The organism is Belliella filtrata (assembly GCF_022549775.1).
GTDB lineage: Bacteria > Bacteroidota > Bacteroidia > Cytophagales > Cyclobacteriaceae > Belliella > Belliella filtrata.
The window spans coordinates 169,470-186,171 of sequence record NZ_JAKZGP010000001.1 but is presented as its reverse complement, the minus strand read 5'-3'; the positions used below and the strand labels follow the sequence as shown (position 1 = coordinate 186,171).

Sequence of the window (16,702 nt, the reverse complement as noted above, 5' to 3'; positions counted from 1 at the left end):
CTGTGCGTAAAATATCTCCACATATTTGTCCACAAATCCACACTATAATAACCTTAACTTGATCTTTTAAAAAATTAACCTGTTAATTAAAATAGGAAGTGGATAACTCTTCACTTCCTTTTCTTTTGTCCTCTATTTTTCAAAAGCATTCTATTGAGTTCAAAATCTTTAATTGGATTACTCATACATTTTTGATAATTTGATAACCTAGATCAAAAACCAAAATAATCATGCAAATCAACAGACTCTTTGATATCATTCCTTTTCAGATCGCTACTTATGATAGCGAAGTTGCTTTAGCAGAAAAGGTCAATGAAAAATGGAAAACTTATTCATCAAAAAATTTCAAAGAAATTGTCGATAATTTGAGTTTGGGATTGATAGCAGAAGGGATTTTACCTGGTAATAAAGTTGCCATTATATCTGAGAATAGACCTCAATGGAATTTTGTTGATCTTGCTTTGCAACAGATAGGAGCCATATCAGTACCCATGTATCCGACAATATCTGCGGAAGATTATCGCTATATTTTTGATCACGCTTCTGTGAAAATGGCATTTGTAGGAAGTGAAGAGATTTTTGAAAAGGCTAAAGAAGCAGCTGCAGGAACTTCCATAGAACTTCTATCTTTTGACCAACTTGAAGGATGTAGATACTGGGAAGAAATATCGAAACAAGGAATATCTGGAAATCTAGCTGACTTAGAAAGCTTAAAAGATAATGTGAAAATCGATGATATGTTTACCATTATCTATACTTCTGGAACCACAGGAAGGCCAAAAGGAGTCATGCTTACTCATCGAAATGTAATTCACAACCTTCTCGCAGTGGAAGATAGGATGATGGTACCAAGAGGTAAATCTAAAGCTCTGAGTTTCTTACCACTTTGCCATATTTATGAGCGTACGGGTTCTTTTTGCTTTATGTATATGGGCGTATCTATCTACTATGCAGAAAGTATGGAGAAGCTAGGAGACAACTTAAAAGAGATTCAGCCGCAAGTTTTCAATACGGTACCTAGATTATTGGAAAAAGTATATGATAAGATTGTAGCCAAAGGCTATGAGCTCCAAGGTTTAAAAAAATCGTTGTTCTTTTGGGCTTTGAACTTAGGATTAAAATTTGAACCTAGTAAATCACAAGGTTTCTGGTATGATCTACAGCTAAGCATAGCCAATAAGTTGATTTTTAGCAAATGGAGGGAAGCTTTGGGAGGAAATATCTTGCAAATTAATTCAGGAGCATCAGCACTTCAGCCAAGACTAGCCAGGGTATTTTGGGGTGCAAGAATTCCCGTTTGTGAAGGATATGGCTTGACAGAAACTTCTCCTGTGGTATCTACTTCTATTTGTACCTTGAATGAAATCAAAATTGGATATGTCGGTAGGCTAGTCAAGGAGGTACAAGTGAAGATTGCTGAAGATGGGGAAATCCTTGTAAAAGGACCAAATGTCATGCTAGGCTACTATACGCAGCCTGAACTGACGCAGGAAGTGATCATTGATGGCTGGTTTCATACAGGAGATATTGGCGAATTAAGTGAAGGGAATTACCTGAAGATCACAGATAGGAAAAAGGAGATGTTCAAAACTTCTGGAGGGAAATACATAGCTCCTCAACCTATGGAAAACAAGTTCAAAGAATCCACACTTATCGAGCAAATCATCATCGTAGGTGAAGGAAAAAACTATCCAGCAGCTTTGATAGTACCAAGTTTTGATGGATTACGGGAATACTGTAAGCACAAAGACATACCATACACTTCGGATCATGAAATGGTTGGTAAATCTGAGATAATTGAAAAATATCAAAGGGAAATTGAAACTTTGAACAAGTATTTTGGAAAATGGGAACAGATCAAGCGATTTGAATTGCTAGACACACCTTGGGGGGTTGAATCTGGAGAACTTACACCCACCATGAAATTGAAACGAAAAGTCATCCACAGCAAATTTGCCAAAGAGATTGAAAGGCTCTACATATGAAGCTTTAGGAAAAATGAAAGGATTGTGCCTGATCGATCTATCGAATTAAGAAGTGATCCCGTAGTTTTATTAATAACTTTCATTCTCATGAACTGAATTGTTTTAATTAACTTAGGGCTTACATGTTTCGCCGCAGGCATACTTCTACTTTATTTCGCTCTTCCTCATTCATTGTCTCTCGATTCTAAACGCTCATCTATTTACTACTCATTAATCTTCCAATCCTTTTATGCTGCATGCATAACTTTTTTCCGAAAATAGTATGTATGCATAACAAATTTTTGTAAATTAGGCATGAAAAATAAAGTGATTGCCTATGAAACGTGAAGAAACGGTAGATTTTCATATTAAAAGTTCTTGGCATGCCATATCTAGAATGTACAACCAAAAAGCAGCTCAGGAAGATTTTACAGCAGCTATTGGCTATGTTTTGATTAATATCAACTCCAAAGAAGGCACACCAGCAACGAAGATAGCACCTATGATGGGATTGGAAGCAAGAAGCCTCACCCGCATGCTCAAAACCATGGAAGAAAAAAATCTTATCTATAGAAAGCCAGATGCTGTGGACAAAAGGTCTGTCAGAATATATTTGACCGAAGAAGGTAAACGTAAAAAGGAAATTTCCGTTGGCACTATAAAGGCATTCAACCAGCAAGTAAGAGAGCAAGTCAGCGATGAAGAATTGCAGACATTTTTTAAAGTCTTTGAAAAATTAAATCTAATAATAGAGTACAACCAATCGGAGTCAATTAGCCCTGATTCACAGCAGGAAAATGTGTATGAACATTGATAAGTTCGTTCACTTTGGAGCTGTCGATAAGCTGAGAAGTGAAGTCAACAATCTTTCGTTAAGGGGAGTTTGTTTTCTATAGGAGTTGTGAAAAAGTAAAACCATTAAAATAATCAAACATAAAATGATGAAAAGAAGCATTCAGAAAGTAGCGATTTTGGGTTCGGGTGTGATGGGATCTAGGATAGCATGCCATTTTGCAAATATTGGCGTGAAAGTTCTCCTCCTAGACATTGTTCCCAAGGAACTCTCAGAAGAGGAAGCTAAAAAGGGACTTTCGATAGAAAGTAAGGAAGTAAGAAATAGAATCGTAAACAATGCACTGCAACAAACGCTAAAAACGAAGCCCGCATCATTGTATGATTCAAAAAATGTCGATTTGATCACTACAGGTAATTTTGATGATGATCTTGCCAAGATCAAAGATTACGATTGGATCATGGAAGTAGTTGTTGAGCGACTTGATATCAAGCAGTCTCTTTTCGAAAAGTTAGAGAAACACCGCAAGCCTGGTACACTCATCACTTCAAATACTTCAGGAATTCCTATGCAAATGATGTGTGAAGGAAGGTCGGAAGATTTTCAGAAACATTTCGCAGGGACACACTTTTTCAACCCACCAAGATACCTTAGACTTCTTGAGATTATCCCTGGACCAAAGACTGACCCTGCACTGATCGACTTTTTGATGGATTATGGCGATAGATTTTTAGGCAAAGAGACTGTATTGTGTAAAGATACTCCAGCATTCATAGCCAACAGAATCGGTGTATATGCTATTATATCAGGTATGCACACGATAGAGAAAATGGGCTTAGGTGTATCAGAAGTAGATAAATTGACTGGAACAGTGATAGGTAGGGCTAAGTCCGCAACTTTTCGTACCATGGATGTAGTGGGGCTTGATACCACAGTGAATGTGGCCAATAATCTCTACAAAGCTTTAGATCATGATGAATCAAAGGACAAATTCCAGCTTCCCAACATTGTCAAAGTTCTCTATGAGAACAAATGGTGGGGTGACAAAACAGGTCAAGGTTACTTTAAAATGATTCGTCACAAAGACGGAAGCAAAGAGCTTAAGGAACTAGATCTAAAAACCTTTGAGTACAAAGATGCCGAAAAACCCAAGTTCAAGGCGCTTGAAGCTTCTAAGGAAATAGAAGACCTCAAGAAGAGAATCAAATTTCTGCTCAACTTTGATGATAAAGCAGGTGAATTCTACAGGGCTTCATTCTATGATTTGTTCAAATACTGTTCACATAGAATTCCAGAGATTTCAGATGAGACCTATCGCATAGATCAAGCTGTATGTGCAGGATTTGGTTGGGAGCTTGGGCCATTTGAGACTTGGGATGTACTTGGTGTAAAAGATACAGTAGACAAAATGGAAGCAGCTGGTGAAAAAGCAGCTTCATGGGTACATGAAATGCTAGAAGCTGGTCACAGCACATTCTATAAGGTAGAAGGAGGTCAGAAAAAATACTATGATATCAGTACCAAATCTTACAAAGCCATACCAGGAATTGAGGATTTTATCATCCTTGATACCCTCAAATCAGCAGATAAGAAGATCTGGGGCAATGCAGGTTCTTCAATCTACGACCTTGGTGATGATGTGATCGGATTAGAATTCCATACCAAAATGAATTCACTGGGCCAAGAAGTAATAGAAGGAATCAATACGGCCATATCTATGGCAGAGAAATCTTACAAAGGTCTGGTAATAGGCAATGAAGGACCTAATTTCTCCGCAGGAGCAAATCTTGCCATGCTATTCATGTATGCTGGAGATCAAGAATATGATGAGATCAATTTGATGATTGCGGGTTTCCAAAACACCATGATGAGGGCACGCTATTCTTCTGTACCAGTAGTAGTAGCTCCACACAACATGGCTTTGGGAGGTGGATGTGAGCTGTCTCTTCATGCAGATGTAGTTCAGGCCCACGCAGAATTGTATATGGGACTCGTAGAGTTTGGCGTGGGATTGATTCCAGCTGGTGGAGGTACCAAGGAGATGACCTTAAGGTTCTCGAATGAGATCAAAGAAGGAGATGTAGAATTGAATAGGCTACAGGAATATTTCATGAACATAGCCACTGCCAAAGTTTCTACCTCAGCAGAAGAAGCGAGAGGACTGGGTTACTTACAGGCTAAGGATGGCATCACACTGAATAGAAAGCGCCAACTCGCTGAAGCCAAATCAAAGGTGCTCCTACTAGCAGAAGCTGGATACTCGCAAGCAGCTCAGCGCACGGATATCAAAGTACTTGGAAAAACATCACTCGCACTCTTCGAAGCTGGTATCACAGGCATGCAGTATGGAAGCTATATCTCAGATCATGATGCCAAGATTGCTAGAAAGCTTGCCTGGGTAATGTCTGGAGGAGATCTTTCCTCACCGACCCTAGTCAGTGAGCAATACTTACTCGATCTAGAGCGCGAAGCTTTCCTAAGCCTCACCGGTGAGAAAAAAACCCTAGAAAGGATCCACAGTATCTTGTTCAAAGGTAAGCCGTTGAGGAATTAGAGACGATAGGCGAGAATTTGGATAGTGACGAGTAGATGGAATAGGTATAAATTTTAAACTGATATTTCATGAAATTGTGGCATAATTTTAAAAACCTGCATGTTTGGAATAAGTCTGTTGATTTGGCTGTGAAAGTCTATGAGACTACAGCACTATTTCCTAGAGAAGAGAAACTTGGTATGTCTTCTCAGATGAGAAGATCTAGTGTTTCAATTCCTTCTAATATTGCTGAAGGTGTAGCAAGAAATTCTTCGAAGGCTTTTACAAATTGTCTCGATATTATTCTTGGTGAAAGTTTTGAACTAGAAACTCAAACTATCATTGCTAGAATAGTAGGGCTGTTGAATCAAGATAAATTTGACTCTATCAATCAAAATCTTGACGAAATTCAAAAAATGCTTATTGGCCTTAAATCTAACGTGAAATCAAATCCCTATAAGAAAAAAATCTAATCTCTAGTATCTCGATTCTTACGAATCAAAGAGCGCAATACTATCAATTAAAGAACATCTTTTAAATTAAACAAAATGGAAGCATACATCATAAATGGATATAGATCGGCTGTAGGAAAGGCCAAAAAGGGTGGTTTTAGATTTTATCGCCCAGATGATTTGGCAGCAGACGTGATCAAACAATTAGTAGCCAATACTCCTGGACTTGAGTCCAAGATGGTAGATGACCTGATCGTCGGAAACGCTATCCCCGAAGGAGAGCAAGGCATGCAAATGGGAAGAATGATCTCCCTTTTGGCACTGGGTGTAGAGAACCCTGGATTTATCATCAACAGGTACTGTGGATCAGGATTAGAAGCAATTGCTTTGGCTGTGGGGAAAATTAAAGCTGGTATGGCTGATTGTATCATCGCTGGGGGTACTGAATCCATGTCACTTCTACCAATGATGGGATACAAGACTGCCTTGAACTGGAAGATTGCCTCACAGACTCCTGATTATTATCTCAGTATGGGTTTGACTGCAGAGGAGCTTGCCAAAGATTACGATATCACCAGAGAGCAGTCAGATGAGTTTTCAGTAAGGTCACACGACAGGGCACTTGCTGCTATCGCAGAAGGTCGGTTCAAAGATGAAATCGTGCCCGTGGAAGTAGAAGAGACTTTTTTGGACAATGGCAAAAGAAAAACCAGAAAGTACACAGTAGATACAGACGAAGGCCCACGTAAGGGAACCTCGATGGAAGCTTTGTCCAATTTGAGACCAGCTTTCAAGCAAGGTGGGATTGTGACAGCCGGAAACTCTTCTCAGACATCTGATGGAGCGGCATTCGTGGTAGTGATGTCAGAGCGAATGGTCAAGGAACTCAACTTAGAGCCTATAGCCAGGATGATGTCCTATGCTGTGGCAGGCGTAGAGCCTCGTATCATGGGAATAGGACCAAAAGAAGCCGTGCCAAAAGCGCTAAAACAGGCTGGCTTGACCTTGGACAAGATCGACTTGATAGAGCTCAATGAGGCCTTTGCAGCTCAAGGCCTAGCAGTGATGAAATCTCTAGATATGAATCCTGACATCGTCAATGTGAATGGGGGAGCCATTGCCCTTGGTCACCCACTAGGGTGTACTGGAGCCAAGCTTTCGGTTACGCTTTTCAATGAGCTAAGACGTCAAAACAAAAAGTACGGCATGGTCACAGCTTGCGTCGGTGGTGGCCAAGGAGTAGCAGGAGTGTTTGAATTATTGAAATGAGATATGAGAAGTGACGCCGTTTTGGTCTATATAAGATTTAATAGTAATGTAAAATTATGGATTAGGGATAATTAATTTTCAAACTTTAACCTCTAGAATTATGAATAATCATAAAGAATTGAAAATTTGGAAGAGATTCATCAAACTAGCTTTAAGTGTATATAAAGCAACAAAATTTTTTCCTTCAGAGGGAATGTTTGGTTTGACTTCTCAAATTAGAAGATGTTCTGTTTCAGTACCTTCAAACATTGCTGAGGGAGCAGGAAGAAGAGGAAATAAGAAGTTTCTTCAATTTCTTGGAATTGCATACGGATCTTTATGTGAATTAGAAACTCAATTAATTATCTCATTGGAATAAGAGTTTTTGAGTCTAAGTGATTTTGATGAATTCAATGTAGAAATTAATGGATTACAAAAAATGACCTATTCTCTTATAACTAAAATTTCAAACTAGCTCACAACTCATATCTCACATCTCATATCTAAAAAAAATAATGACTTATCTGTAGGGCTATGGCTTGTCTTATGTCTTACGTATTGAATCTAAAGTCTCTAATTATGAATACAATAACCAAAAAATCAATTAATGGCGGCGAGTTTCTGATAAAGGAAACTGAGGCCGACGATATCTTCATCTTTGAAGAGTTTAGTGAAGAACAGCGGATGATGGCACAAGCTTGCCAAGATTTTATCGATACGGAGATCACCCCGAATATCGAAGAGATCGACAGTATGAAGAATCCAGACCTGGTACCTTCGATTTTCAAGAAGGCAGGAGAGCTTGGACTACTTGGTATTTCTGTTCCTGAAAATTATGGTGGCATGGGTATGAGTTTCAATACCTCATTGCTGATAGCGGATATCATTGGTTCGGCGGGTTCATTCTCTACCACTTATGGTGCTCACACAGGAATTGGAACATTACCTATCCTTTTCTACGGAAATGATGCGCAGAAATCTAAATACCTTCCAAAGCTAGCTACAGGAGAATGGGCGGCATGCTATTGCCTTACCGAACCAGACGCTGGATCGGATGCTAACAGTGGCAAGACCAAAGCCACACTTACAGCTGATGGGAATCACTACTTAATCAATGGACAGAAGATGTGGATTTCCAATGCAGGATTTGCAGATGTTTTCATTGTCTTTGCCAAAATCGAAGATGACAAGAATCTCACGGCATTTATCGTAGAGAAATCCTTCGGAGGGATCACGATGAATGAGGAGGAGAAAAAGATGGGTATCAAAGGATCCTCAACCAGACAGGTGTTCTTCAATGATTGTAAAGTACCCGTAGAAAACATGCTCTCTGCGAGAGGAAATGGATTCAAAATCGCCGTAAACATCCTCAATGTAGGCAGGGTAAAGCTTGGATCTGGTATCCTCAATGGTGGCAGGTATATCATCAGCAATTGTATCAAGTATTCCACAGAGAGAAAGCAGTTTGGTGTCAGCATCAATACTTTCGGAGCCATCAAGTCCAAGCTTGCAGAGATGGCTATCCGCACATTTGTATCAGAATCTCTGACCTATCGTGTGGGTCAGGACATTGAGGATAAGATCAATGCACTGGTAGCAGCTGGAATGGATGAAAACGAAGCCAAACTCAAAGGTGTGGAGGAATTTGCGATAGAATGTGCCATCTCCAAGGTACACGGATCAGAAGTGCTAGATTATGCAGCAGATCAAGGAGTCCAAGTATATGGGGGAATGGGCTACTCAGCAGATGCACCGATGGAGCGAGCTTATAGAGATGCCAGGATTGTGAGGATCTATGAAGGTACCAATGAGATCAACCGCATGCTGATGGTAGGAATGGTCTTGAAGCGAGCCATGAAAGGCGAGATCAACCTCTTCGAACCTGCCATGGCTGTATCACAAGAATTGACCTCAGTGCCGAGTTTTGAGACCATTGATACTTCAGAGCTTTTTGCTGCGGAGAAAGATGTACTGAAGCGATTGAAAAAAGTCTTCTTGATGGTCGGTGGCAAAGCGGCCATGGCCCTACAAGACAAAATAGAATCCGAGCAAGAGATCATGATGAATCTGGCGGATGTGATGATAGAGATCTACGCAGTAGAGTCTGCCATCCTCAGAGCAGAGAAGCTTGCCAAAAGCAAAGGAGAAGAAGCTGCTAAGCATCAGATTGCTATGGCACAAGTCTATCTAGCAGGTGCTGTAGATAAGATCAATGCCGCAGCCAAAGAAGCTATAGGTTCATTTACCAAAGGAGATGAGCAGAAAGTCATGCTGATGGGTTTGAAGCGCTTTACCAAGATGGATTTGGTAGATACTAAGACCTTGAGAAGGCAGATAGCAGATTACATGATCGAGAAAGGGAAGTATCCTTTTTCATAGGTAACTGAATTTGCCACTAAGGCACGAAGACACGAAGATTGTAGACTAAAAAAGCCCCTGATCTTTCAGAGGCTTTTTTTTCGTAAAGGAACTAGAGATACAAGTCTTTTGGGGTTTCCAAGAACCCCGAAGGTCTTTACCTATTGGACAATCGATTATTTATATAAGATGAAAAGCCTCAAGTCAACCCGAGGATTTTTGATAAATGATACACCTTTTGGGCCAAATTTCTTAAATTGAGGTAGTTTATTATTATGAAACAGCTGGTTTTAAAAAATGACTGTTTGGAAAAAAATCCAATGATTAAGATTGAGTTTTCTTATGATTATTTCGATTTGACAAAACTGATAAACAATCACTTTATCAATTGAAAGAAAAATTGACAAAAACATTGGGTGGCCTTAATAATCTTGTACTAGACGAATAGAATGTAATATCATTAGGTTATTGTGCATATTGTGCTCATTCTAATGATGTTCAAACTCAAAATTCCAATCTAATAAATAAAGAAGAAATGGATAAAGAAGAAATTATAAAACCTGTAAAAGCACTTATCGAAGCAATGGAAGTGGAAGGTGCAGAATTAATTAGGTCCCAGTTTTCTCCAAAATTTACACAAGCCTACGGTACATTTGGCCAAATGAAAAGTCCAGATGCAGCCTCAAAATGGCTGGAGTCCGACATTATCAGTAGAAAAGGAAAATTTCAAAACCCAGTGTATACAGTAGAAAGTGAAAATCAAGTGGTGGTCAAAGGTCAATATGCTAGTATCGGATATTCAAACAAGGCTAACTTTTTATTCACTGTAAGAGAAGGCTTAATTACCAGCTGGAGAATGAGGTATTAGAGAGGCTTAATCCTTGATAGACTCAGCGTACTGGCCTATCATCATAAAGATCACAAAATCAACCCGTGGCCCACTTTACTAAACTTTTGGTAGATAAGATTCTATCAAGATGATTATTGAGAGGGTAATCATCAGATGAAGCATGCTTTGCTGTTTTCAGCATTCAATCAATAAGGTAAAATAATGTATATGAACATCGAAAAACTAAAGTATCCTATTGGTAAGTTTGGTAAACCAACAATAATTACAGTAGACCATTTACAAGCTTGGATTGCAGATATTGCTACTTTCCCAGCGAGGATGTCAAGTGAGGTTCTTCACCTAACAGATACACAAATTGATACCCAATACAGACCTAATGGGTGGACACTTAGACAAGTGGTTCATCATTGTGCTGATAGCCATATGAATAGTCTGATTCGGTTGAAATTGGCTTTGACAGAAGACAAACCAGTAATAAAACCTTACTTTGAGGAACTTTGGGCAGAATTAACTGACACGAAAAAAATGCCGATACATCCTTCCTTAAAAATGCTAGAAGGAATCCACGAAAGGTGGACCGCTATACTTAAAAGCTTAACCAACGATCAATTTGAGAGGGTATTTATTCATCCTGAACAAGGCAAAACGTTTAGAGTAGATGAGAATATCGGTATATATGCTTGGCATTGTAACCATCATCTTGCTCACATTACGGAAACAAAAAAGCGAAATAATTGGAGTTAAAAATAAATATATTCAGACTGATTTACCAAAGGGCTATTCTGCTTCACAGCTTCGGTCAAAATATCTATATGATTTTTCAGGAGAACAGTTTTATCATCATTTTATTGAGAACTTTCCAGAATTTACACAAAGAGTACCGCAACACCTGTTAACATCATATCTAAATATGACTCCCGAATATTTAAGTAAAAAATGGAACAAATTCGAAAATATTTTGAAAGTACAATTAAGTTAACTGACCAAGACTGGAAGGTTTTTTCTTCAAAGCTTGTAAGAAAGGAATTTCCTAAAAAACACGTCCTATTAAATGCCGGACATGTTGAGAATTACCTATCATTTATTGAGACAGGCATGGTTCGTTTTTATATTCCCAAGATGGAGAACAGCTTAACGTTTGCTTTTGTATTTGAAAATAACTTTGTAAGTGGTTATGACTCATTTTTGACTAGAAAAGTGTCAGATTATCAGATAGAAACCTTGTCAAAAACTACACTCTGGCGGTTGACATATAATGACCTACAAGAGATTTACAGCGAAACAGGAATCGGAAATACAATTGGACGATATGCAAGTGAAGACCTGTTCCTGAAAAAATCCAAAAGAGAACTTTCACTTTTGAATGAAACAGCAGAACAACGATATCGGAATTTGTTTGTCGAACAACCGCACCTATTGCAACACATACCTTTAAAATACATCGCCTCTTATATAGGAGTTACACCTCAGGCTTTGAGCAGAATACGGAAACGAATTTATTAACTCAAGTTCATGGTTTTTTCTCTCAATTAACCAGATTTTTGTTAAAAAAAGACGGATGAAACCTTTAATAGTTTTATTAAGTGTATTTCTTATTTCATTATTGGCTACGAAAATTTTTCGTGGCAATTTAGAGGTCGCTTTATCTGGCCGAATTGCCATGTCGACAATGCTTGTGTTTACAGCAATTGCACATTTTGTATTTACAAAAGGAATGACAATGATGCTTCCCGACTTTATTCCTTACAAAACAGAGGTTGTTTATCTTACAGGAATTATAGAAATAATTGCCGCCATAGGACTTTTTATTCCAAGTTTCAGGGTAATCACTGCGTGGCTGTTAATCATATTTTTTATTATGATCCTTCCGTCAAATATATATGCAGCAGTCAAACAAATTGATTATCAAAAAGGGACTTTTGAAGGAAATGGATTGACTTATTTGTGGTTCAGAGTACCTTTACAAATCCTTTTTATCATTTGGGTATATTTGTCGTCTATTAAGGACTGATTGTGAAAATTTTGGGAGGTGGATTTGAACTGAATTTGTAAGACAGACTTTGAAGTGTATGGAGAAAACGCACCAACTCCTTCAATCGCAGAAGTAGTTTTTATGTAGCCACAGAGGAATAGAAAAATGGATCTAGAAGAAGTTTTAAATGCCGTAGGAGAAAATTATTCACCACTATCTTATGAATGCAGACAAGAATTTATTGGAAATGCTAAAGTAAGCAATTACAAAAGGGGTGAAGTTGTCGTACGAGAAGGGCAATTTTCTAAAAAAGCGTATTTGATTGTTCAAGGATGCTCCAGAGCTTATTACTTGAAAGATGGAAAAGAAATATCAGATTGGTTTTCTTTCGAAAATCAATTTATGGCACCTATAGTTAGTTTCTTCAGTCAAAACCCAAGCCCTCATTATGTCGAATTCGTTGAAGACGCTATAGTTCTTGAATATTCCAAAGAGATAATAGATGAATTATCAGATAAATATCATGATTTTGAGCGCTTTATTAGCAAAGTAGTAACAGAAACGATGTTGGGGCTCTGTGCAAGATTGTACACCATTCAGTTTAACAAAGCAGACGATAGATACAGACAACTACTAAGCATATACCCAGACATCACAAACCGCATACCTCTCACCCACATTGCATCTTACTTGGGAATTACCTTAGAAACTTTAAGTAGAATAAGAAACCCCAAAAACCGAATTTGATATAGATCAAATAGCAGGTCTTCCTTTTGCATTAATTTTGCCCAAAAGATTAAAAAATGAAAGGTGGCAACAAGCAACTTAAATCGATTTTTGGAAAGTGGTGGCAGCCTGTTAGGAAATGGTTTTACCCAAGTTGGCTACTCTATGAGCTTTCGATTCGCTTTTACGATTATGCAATTGCTGTTTACTTTTATTTTATAGACATGCAAGGTAACTTTACTTCATACATTGGTGATATTGGTCTTCATACTTCAGCTATATTTTTTAGCCTCGCGACTTTCATTATTTGCTCAATCTTTTTAACTGTCCCTGCTTGTTTTGTTCTCTATCGATTCTTCAATACTGGAGGTTTGACAAGTACTCAGTTTGAATCGAAAATAAAACCATTGTTCTAAATCAGATGAAAAAAATACTAATCATAAACGGTCACCCAGATAAAGAAAGTTTCAATTTTGCACTATCCGATGCCTACAGAAGAGGTGCAAGTACATCAGGTGCCGAAATAGAAGTAATTAACATCAGAGACCTGGAATTCAATCCAAACCTTGAATTTGGATACAGGAAAAGGACAGCTTTAGAGCCAGACTTATTAGAAGCTCAAGAAAAGCTAAAATGGGCAGAGCATCTGGTTTGGATATATCCTGTGTGGTGGAGCTCAGTACCAGCAATGATGAAAGGTTTTTTAGACCGAGTGTTGCTACCTGGATTTGCCTTTAAGAAAAAGGAAAAGTCCTTATTTAGTGACAAATTATTAAGTGGAAAAACAGCACGGATCATTTGCACCTTGGATCAACCTGCCTGGTACTATAAGTGGATTTATGGTAACCCAAGCCACAATGCTATAAAAAAGGGCACACTTAATTTTATCGGTGTAAAAAAAGTTCGTATCACGTCCATTGGTCCTATTAGACTTTCGAAACAAGAATTTAGAGTAAAATGGCTGGAGAAAGTTGAGAAATTAGGCAAAATGAACAAGTGAGGTACGGAGTATCAAAAGAAAGATATGAATTGACATTTATGGCTTAACTGACACGAAAAAAGTGCCGATACACCCTTCCTTAAAAATATTTCAAAAACATTGATTCTTTTGGTCTGACTATCAGATGGTAAGTTTGGATTGGATGTAAAAATCACTATCTTTAAAGTCTTAGTAGTGAGTGAGTCCAAATGATTTTCTTTTTCGAGGAAGTTGGCACCTAAGAAAAAAAATTCAAAAATATGTTCCTCACAAACATTAATAAGATAAACCTAAAATGCAATTTCGATGATAAATGTCAGATTGGTTATAATTTTAGCATTACTATTCTCCTCTTTTTCTAATAAAAAGGAAGTCCCAGCGGAGATACATCTATTTTCCCAAGATGCGATCAAAGCATCTATAAATACTTTCCCATTGGAGGATTTTTATCAGGCATATTTTGATCACACCGTACCACAAGAATACATTGATAAGATTAAAGAGAATGCAATAGTATGGAACGGAATGGAACATGACATAGTGCTCCGTGAGGCCAACTTAATAAGAAACTTGCAGGGAAACTCTGAATATCTTCTAAAATATTGGGTGACATTTGAGAATGAAATGAAGTTCTCTTATGCTGTTAACGTGTTGGAGAAAAATGGAAATTTAACTTTGAATCGCTTTGAGCCAATTGATGTAAACATTTTGAGTAGCTTTTATGCTCCAGACACAAATTTTGCAGCACCTCTTTATAGCGCTAACATTTCAAAAATTGCATTCTTTTTTATATCCATTTTTGGTTCAATTCTTCTCATTATCTTTTTGACAATCAGGAAAAAGAATTATTTACTTTTGCTAACTATACCATTACTATTTATCTACAAACAAGGGTTGATCATTTTCAATTTTAAAGGGTTTGAAATTTTATCGTCTAAATTTCATTTTGGGCTACCTTTCTTTAAAAATATTGACCTTCATTTTTCATCAATTTCGCTGACAATGATTGGGGTATTTTGCGTTTGGGCTATCATTGCAGTTTATTTGTATTTTTCTGCAAGAAGAAACAATAAAATGAATTACGGTACAGCATAAGAGAAAGGTCTTGCTTATTGGAAGGCTAAAAAATTACGCATTAAATTAAGTTTTGTAATCAACCCTGTGTATTGCCAGCGGTCGGAAGCTGGTAGTTTATTTTAACAATATAATCGAAGTGTTATGAGTAGTATTTCAGAGAAATCGAATACCCTTGGAAGAGTATTCTTATTTTTAATATCATATATTTCGGTTTTGAAGGCTCCATTTTGGCTATAGTAGCTGAAGTAATAATTGGGCTTGGAATTTTCTACAATCGCAAAAAACTTAATAAAGAGAGATTAACCGATCATTTGACTGTTTAACATACCCCAGCTTTCAGCATGAAAAAAGGTATTGCTATTTACCATACAAAGCCATAATAATTGTCCTTAATTTTGAAAATTATTAATGTTTTTTTTATACTTTAGACTGCTAATCAACATTTTATAATGCATGAGAAATGAAGTCTTGAAAAACAGGAGTCATGATCCAAGGATAAGTTATCGCGGCCAAAATGCTTCAAGACTAGAGAACTTGACGGATGCAGTTTTTGGCATTGCAATCACCTTACTTATTTTCAATCTCACTAACCCCAACTCATTTGAGGATTTATTGACTTTTACGAAAACATTGCCGGCATTTTTGATAAGTATTTCATTTATCATTTTGATATGGAACGAACACCTTTACTTCTCTGAAATTTACACCCTGAACGATTCCATACTTGCCTTATTGAACACGATTTTTATTGCTTTGATTATTTTTTACGTATATCCACTGAGATTTTTAACCTTATACCTTACCAATTATTTTTTTTATACTGATATTGATGTAAGTATTGAAGGTTATCAAGTTCCGTATTTGATGATCTATTATGGTTTTATAGCTTTTGCACTATACTTTATCTTGTTTTGGTTTTATCAAAGGGCATTTAAGTTACAAGATCAGTTAGGCCTGAATACTTTTGAGGTGTTTTATACTGCATCTCAGAAGTGGAGGTTGTTCATAATGTTCTCGATTCCTTTGCTATCGATTCTGGTTACGATAGTGATTAATCAGTATTCATTTATTTGGGCATCTTTAACGGGTGGGCTTGTGTATTTGCTCTATACACCATTGATAATTTGGTGGCAGGTTAAATTCAAATCGAGGGCTAAAACATTCGATTATGTATGATTTTGTAAATACCTGTTTAGGATGGTTTCATTTTTCAAGTGCGCTGATGGCTATGCTTGCAGGATGGTTTGTTCTTTCCAAACCAAAAGGAACAAAACTTCATAAGCGTGCAGGTTATTTTTATGTGATTTTCATGGTGTTGGTTTGTGGTTCTGCATTTTTCATTTACAATTTGACAGGAAAGTTTGGCGTCTTTCATATATTGGCCATTGTGGGCTTTGTTACGCTTTTGGCAGGAATGATACCTATTTGGATCAAGATCATTCAGAAGAAGTATCAAGTTTTCCACCTTTGGTTCATGTATTATTCTGTTTTGGGCCTTTATGCTGCATTTGCTTCCGAACTCATAGTACGAATTCCTGACAGGCCTTTTTACACCATGGTTGCCATAGCTACTGGATTAATATTTTTCTTGGGATCTTTATTTATTTTTTGGAAAGAGAAAAAATGGAGTAACTATTTCCTCTGAAGGAACTGGATTAAAGCAGACTTAACCTTGCCATAAGCCTTCTCTTTGAATCTTTATTTAGATGAAAGCTAGTGATCAATTTCCACAATATGATAGACAAACACT

General features: G+C 37.4%; 17 protein-coding genes. All 17 read left to right on the top strand.

Annotation, left to right across the window (positions count from 1 at the left end; all coding sequences use genetic code 11):
- Window positions 1–230 precede the first annotated feature (230 nt).
- The 17 genes from MM239_RS00790 to MM239_RS00710 all read left to right on the top strand — a co-directional run bounded on the left by MM239_RS00790 (window position 231) and on the right by MM239_RS00710 (window position 16,597).
- Entirely contained in the window at window positions 231–1,985 is a 1,755-nt protein-coding gene (locus MM239_RS00790; RefSeq protein WP_241345855.1) for an AMP-dependent synthetase/ligase, read from the top strand.
- Window positions 1,986–2,301: 316 nt separating this feature from the next.
- Window positions 2,302–2,778 (top strand): MarR family winged helix-turn-helix transcriptional regulator, encoded by a 477-nt coding sequence (locus tag MM239_RS00785; protein WP_241345854.1) that lies wholly within the window; start codon window positions 2,302–2,304, stop codon window positions 2,776–2,778.
- A gap of 127 nt (window positions 2,779–2,905) precedes the next feature.
- The gene (locus tag MM239_RS00780) at window positions 2,906–5,311 is read left to right on the top strand and encodes a 3-hydroxyacyl-CoA dehydrogenase/enoyl-CoA hydratase family protein (RefSeq protein ID WP_241345990.1); all 2,406 of its coding nucleotides are present in this window, start codon (window positions 2,906–2,908) and stop codon (window positions 5,309–5,311) included.
- 68 nt (window positions 5,312–5,379) lie between these two features.
- Window positions 5,380–5,763: a four helix bundle protein gene (locus tag MM239_RS00775; RefSeq protein ID WP_241345853.1), complete on the top strand. Its 384-nt coding sequence runs from the start codon at window positions 5,380–5,382 to the stop codon at window positions 5,761–5,763.
- A 75-nt stretch (window positions 5,764–5,838) separates the two neighbouring features.
- On the top strand, window positions 5,839–7,011 hold the full coding sequence (locus MM239_RS00770) for a thiolase family protein (RefSeq protein WP_241345852.1): 1,173 nt from the start codon (window positions 5,839–5,841) through the stop codon (window positions 7,009–7,011).
- A gap of 100 nt (window positions 7,012–7,111) precedes the next feature.
- The gene (locus MM239_RS00765; protein WP_317235584.1) at window positions 7,112–7,369 is read left to right on the top strand and encodes a four helix bundle protein; all 258 of its coding nucleotides are present in this window, start codon (window positions 7,112–7,114) and stop codon (window positions 7,367–7,369) included.
- Between the two features lie 200 nt (window positions 7,370–7,569).
- Window positions 7,570–9,369 carry an acyl-CoA dehydrogenase family protein gene (locus MM239_RS00760; RefSeq protein WP_241345851.1) on the top strand — a complete coding sequence of 600 codons (1,800 nt, stop codon included), beginning with the start codon at window positions 7,570–7,572 and terminating at the stop codon, window positions 9,367–9,369.
- Window positions 9,370–9,883: 514 nt separating this feature from the next.
- Window positions 9,884–10,216 carry a nuclear transport factor 2-like protein gene (locus tag MM239_RS00755; protein WP_241345850.1) on the top strand — a complete coding sequence of 111 codons (333 nt, stop codon included), beginning with the start codon at window positions 9,884–9,886 and terminating at the stop codon, window positions 10,214–10,216.
- 189 nt (window positions 10,217–10,405) lie between these two features.
- Window positions 10,406–10,942, top strand: a complete 537-nt coding sequence (locus MM239_RS00750) for a YfiT family bacillithiol transferase (protein ID WP_241345849.1) — start codon at window positions 10,406–10,408, stop codon at window positions 10,940–10,942.
- Between the two features lie 192 nt (window positions 10,943–11,134).
- Window positions 11,135–11,701, top strand: a complete 567-nt coding sequence (locus MM239_RS00745; protein WP_241345848.1) for a Crp/Fnr family transcriptional regulator — start codon at window positions 11,135–11,137, stop codon at window positions 11,699–11,701.
- A gap of 55 nt (window positions 11,702–11,756) precedes the next feature.
- Window positions 11,757–12,209: a DoxX family protein gene (locus MM239_RS00740; RefSeq protein WP_241345847.1), complete on the top strand. Its 453-nt coding sequence runs from the start codon at window positions 11,757–11,759 to the stop codon at window positions 12,207–12,209.
- A 126-nt stretch (window positions 12,210–12,335) separates the two neighbouring features.
- Window positions 12,336–12,917: a Crp/Fnr family transcriptional regulator gene (locus tag MM239_RS00735; RefSeq protein WP_241345846.1), complete on the top strand. Its 582-nt coding sequence runs from the start codon at window positions 12,336–12,338 to the stop codon at window positions 12,915–12,917.
- Between the two features lie 56 nt (window positions 12,918–12,973).
- Complete coding sequence (locus MM239_RS00730) at window positions 12,974–13,312, top strand: hypothetical protein (protein ID WP_241345845.1); 339 nt, start codon at window positions 12,974–12,976, stop codon at window positions 13,310–13,312.
- Window positions 13,313–13,317: 5 nt separating this feature from the next.
- Entirely contained in the window at window positions 13,318–13,896 is a 579-nt protein-coding gene (locus tag MM239_RS00725) for an NAD(P)H-dependent oxidoreductase (RefSeq protein WP_241345844.1), read from the top strand.
- A gap of 414 nt (window positions 13,897–14,310) precedes the next feature.
- A complete protein-coding gene (locus MM239_RS00720; protein WP_241345843.1) occupies window positions 14,311–14,970 on the top strand; it encodes a hypothetical protein in 660 nt (219 codons plus the stop codon).
- 435 nt (window positions 14,971–15,405) lie between these two features.
- On the top strand, window positions 15,406–16,128 hold the full coding sequence (locus MM239_RS00715) for a DUF1211 domain-containing protein (protein ID WP_241345842.1): 723 nt from the start codon (window positions 15,406–15,408) through the stop codon (window positions 16,126–16,128).
- Window positions 16,121–16,597 carry a DUF2306 domain-containing protein gene (locus MM239_RS00710; protein WP_241345841.1) on the top strand — a complete coding sequence of 159 codons (477 nt, stop codon included), beginning with the start codon at window positions 16,121–16,123 and terminating at the stop codon, window positions 16,595–16,597. The genes MM239_RS00715 and MM239_RS00710 overlap by 8 nt, the downstream gene beginning before the upstream one ends.
- The last annotated feature ends 105 nt before the right edge of the window (window positions 16,598–16,702 follow it).

What these genes read in the sequence shown, in the direction of transcription:
- MM239_RS00745 (WP_241345848.1), top strand. Translation starts at nt 11,135, where the DNA reads ATGGAACAAATTCGAAAATATTTTGAAAGTACAATTAAGTTAACTGAC.
- MM239_RS00740 (WP_241345847.1), top strand. Translation starts at nt 11,757, where the DNA reads ATGAAACCTTTAATAGTTTTATTAAGTGTATTTCTTATTTCATTATTG.
- MM239_RS00780 (WP_241345990.1), top strand. Translation starts at nt 2,906, where the DNA reads ATGAAAAGAAGCATTCAGAAAGTAGCGATTTTGGGTTCGGGTGTGATG.
- MM239_RS00775 (WP_241345853.1), top strand. Translation starts at nt 5,380, where the DNA reads ATGAAATTGTGGCATAATTTTAAAAACCTGCATGTTTGGAATAAGTCT.
- MM239_RS00715 (WP_241345842.1), top strand. Translation starts at nt 15,406, where the DNA reads ATGAGAAATGAAGTCTTGAAAAACAGGAGTCATGATCCAAGGATAAGT.
- MM239_RS00725 (WP_241345844.1), top strand. Translation starts at nt 13,318, where the DNA reads ATGAAAAAAATACTAATCATAAACGGTCACCCAGATAAAGAAAGTTTC.
- MM239_RS00750 (WP_241345849.1), top strand. Translation starts at nt 10,406, where the DNA reads ATGAACATCGAAAAACTAAAGTATCCTATTGGTAAGTTTGGTAAACCA.
- MM239_RS00790 (WP_241345855.1), top strand. Translation starts at nt 231, where the DNA reads ATGCAAATCAACAGACTCTTTGATATCATTCCTTTTCAGATCGCTACT.
- MM239_RS00730 (WP_241345845.1), top strand. Translation starts at nt 12,974, where the DNA reads ATGAAAGGTGGCAACAAGCAACTTAAATCGATTTTTGGAAAGTGGTGG.
- MM239_RS00765 (WP_317235584.1), top strand. Translation starts at nt 7,112, where the DNA reads ATGAATAATCATAAAGAATTGAAAATTTGGAAGAGATTCATCAAACTA.
- MM239_RS00755 (WP_241345850.1), top strand. Translation starts at nt 9,884, where the DNA reads ATGGATAAAGAAGAAATTATAAAACCTGTAAAAGCACTTATCGAAGCA.
- MM239_RS00760 (WP_241345851.1), top strand. Translation starts at nt 7,570, where the DNA reads ATGAATACAATAACCAAAAAATCAATTAATGGCGGCGAGTTTCTGATA.
- MM239_RS00735 (WP_241345846.1), top strand. Translation starts at nt 12,336, where the DNA reads ATGGATCTAGAAGAAGTTTTAAATGCCGTAGGAGAAAATTATTCACCA.
- MM239_RS00710 (WP_241345841.1), top strand. Translation starts at nt 16,121, where the DNA reads ATGTATGATTTTGTAAATACCTGTTTAGGATGGTTTCATTTTTCAAGT.
- MM239_RS00785 (WP_241345854.1), top strand. Translation starts at nt 2,302, where the DNA reads ATGAAACGTGAAGAAACGGTAGATTTTCATATTAAAAGTTCTTGGCAT.
- MM239_RS00770 (WP_241345852.1), top strand. Translation starts at nt 5,839, where the DNA reads ATGGAAGCATACATCATAAATGGATATAGATCGGCTGTAGGAAAGGCC.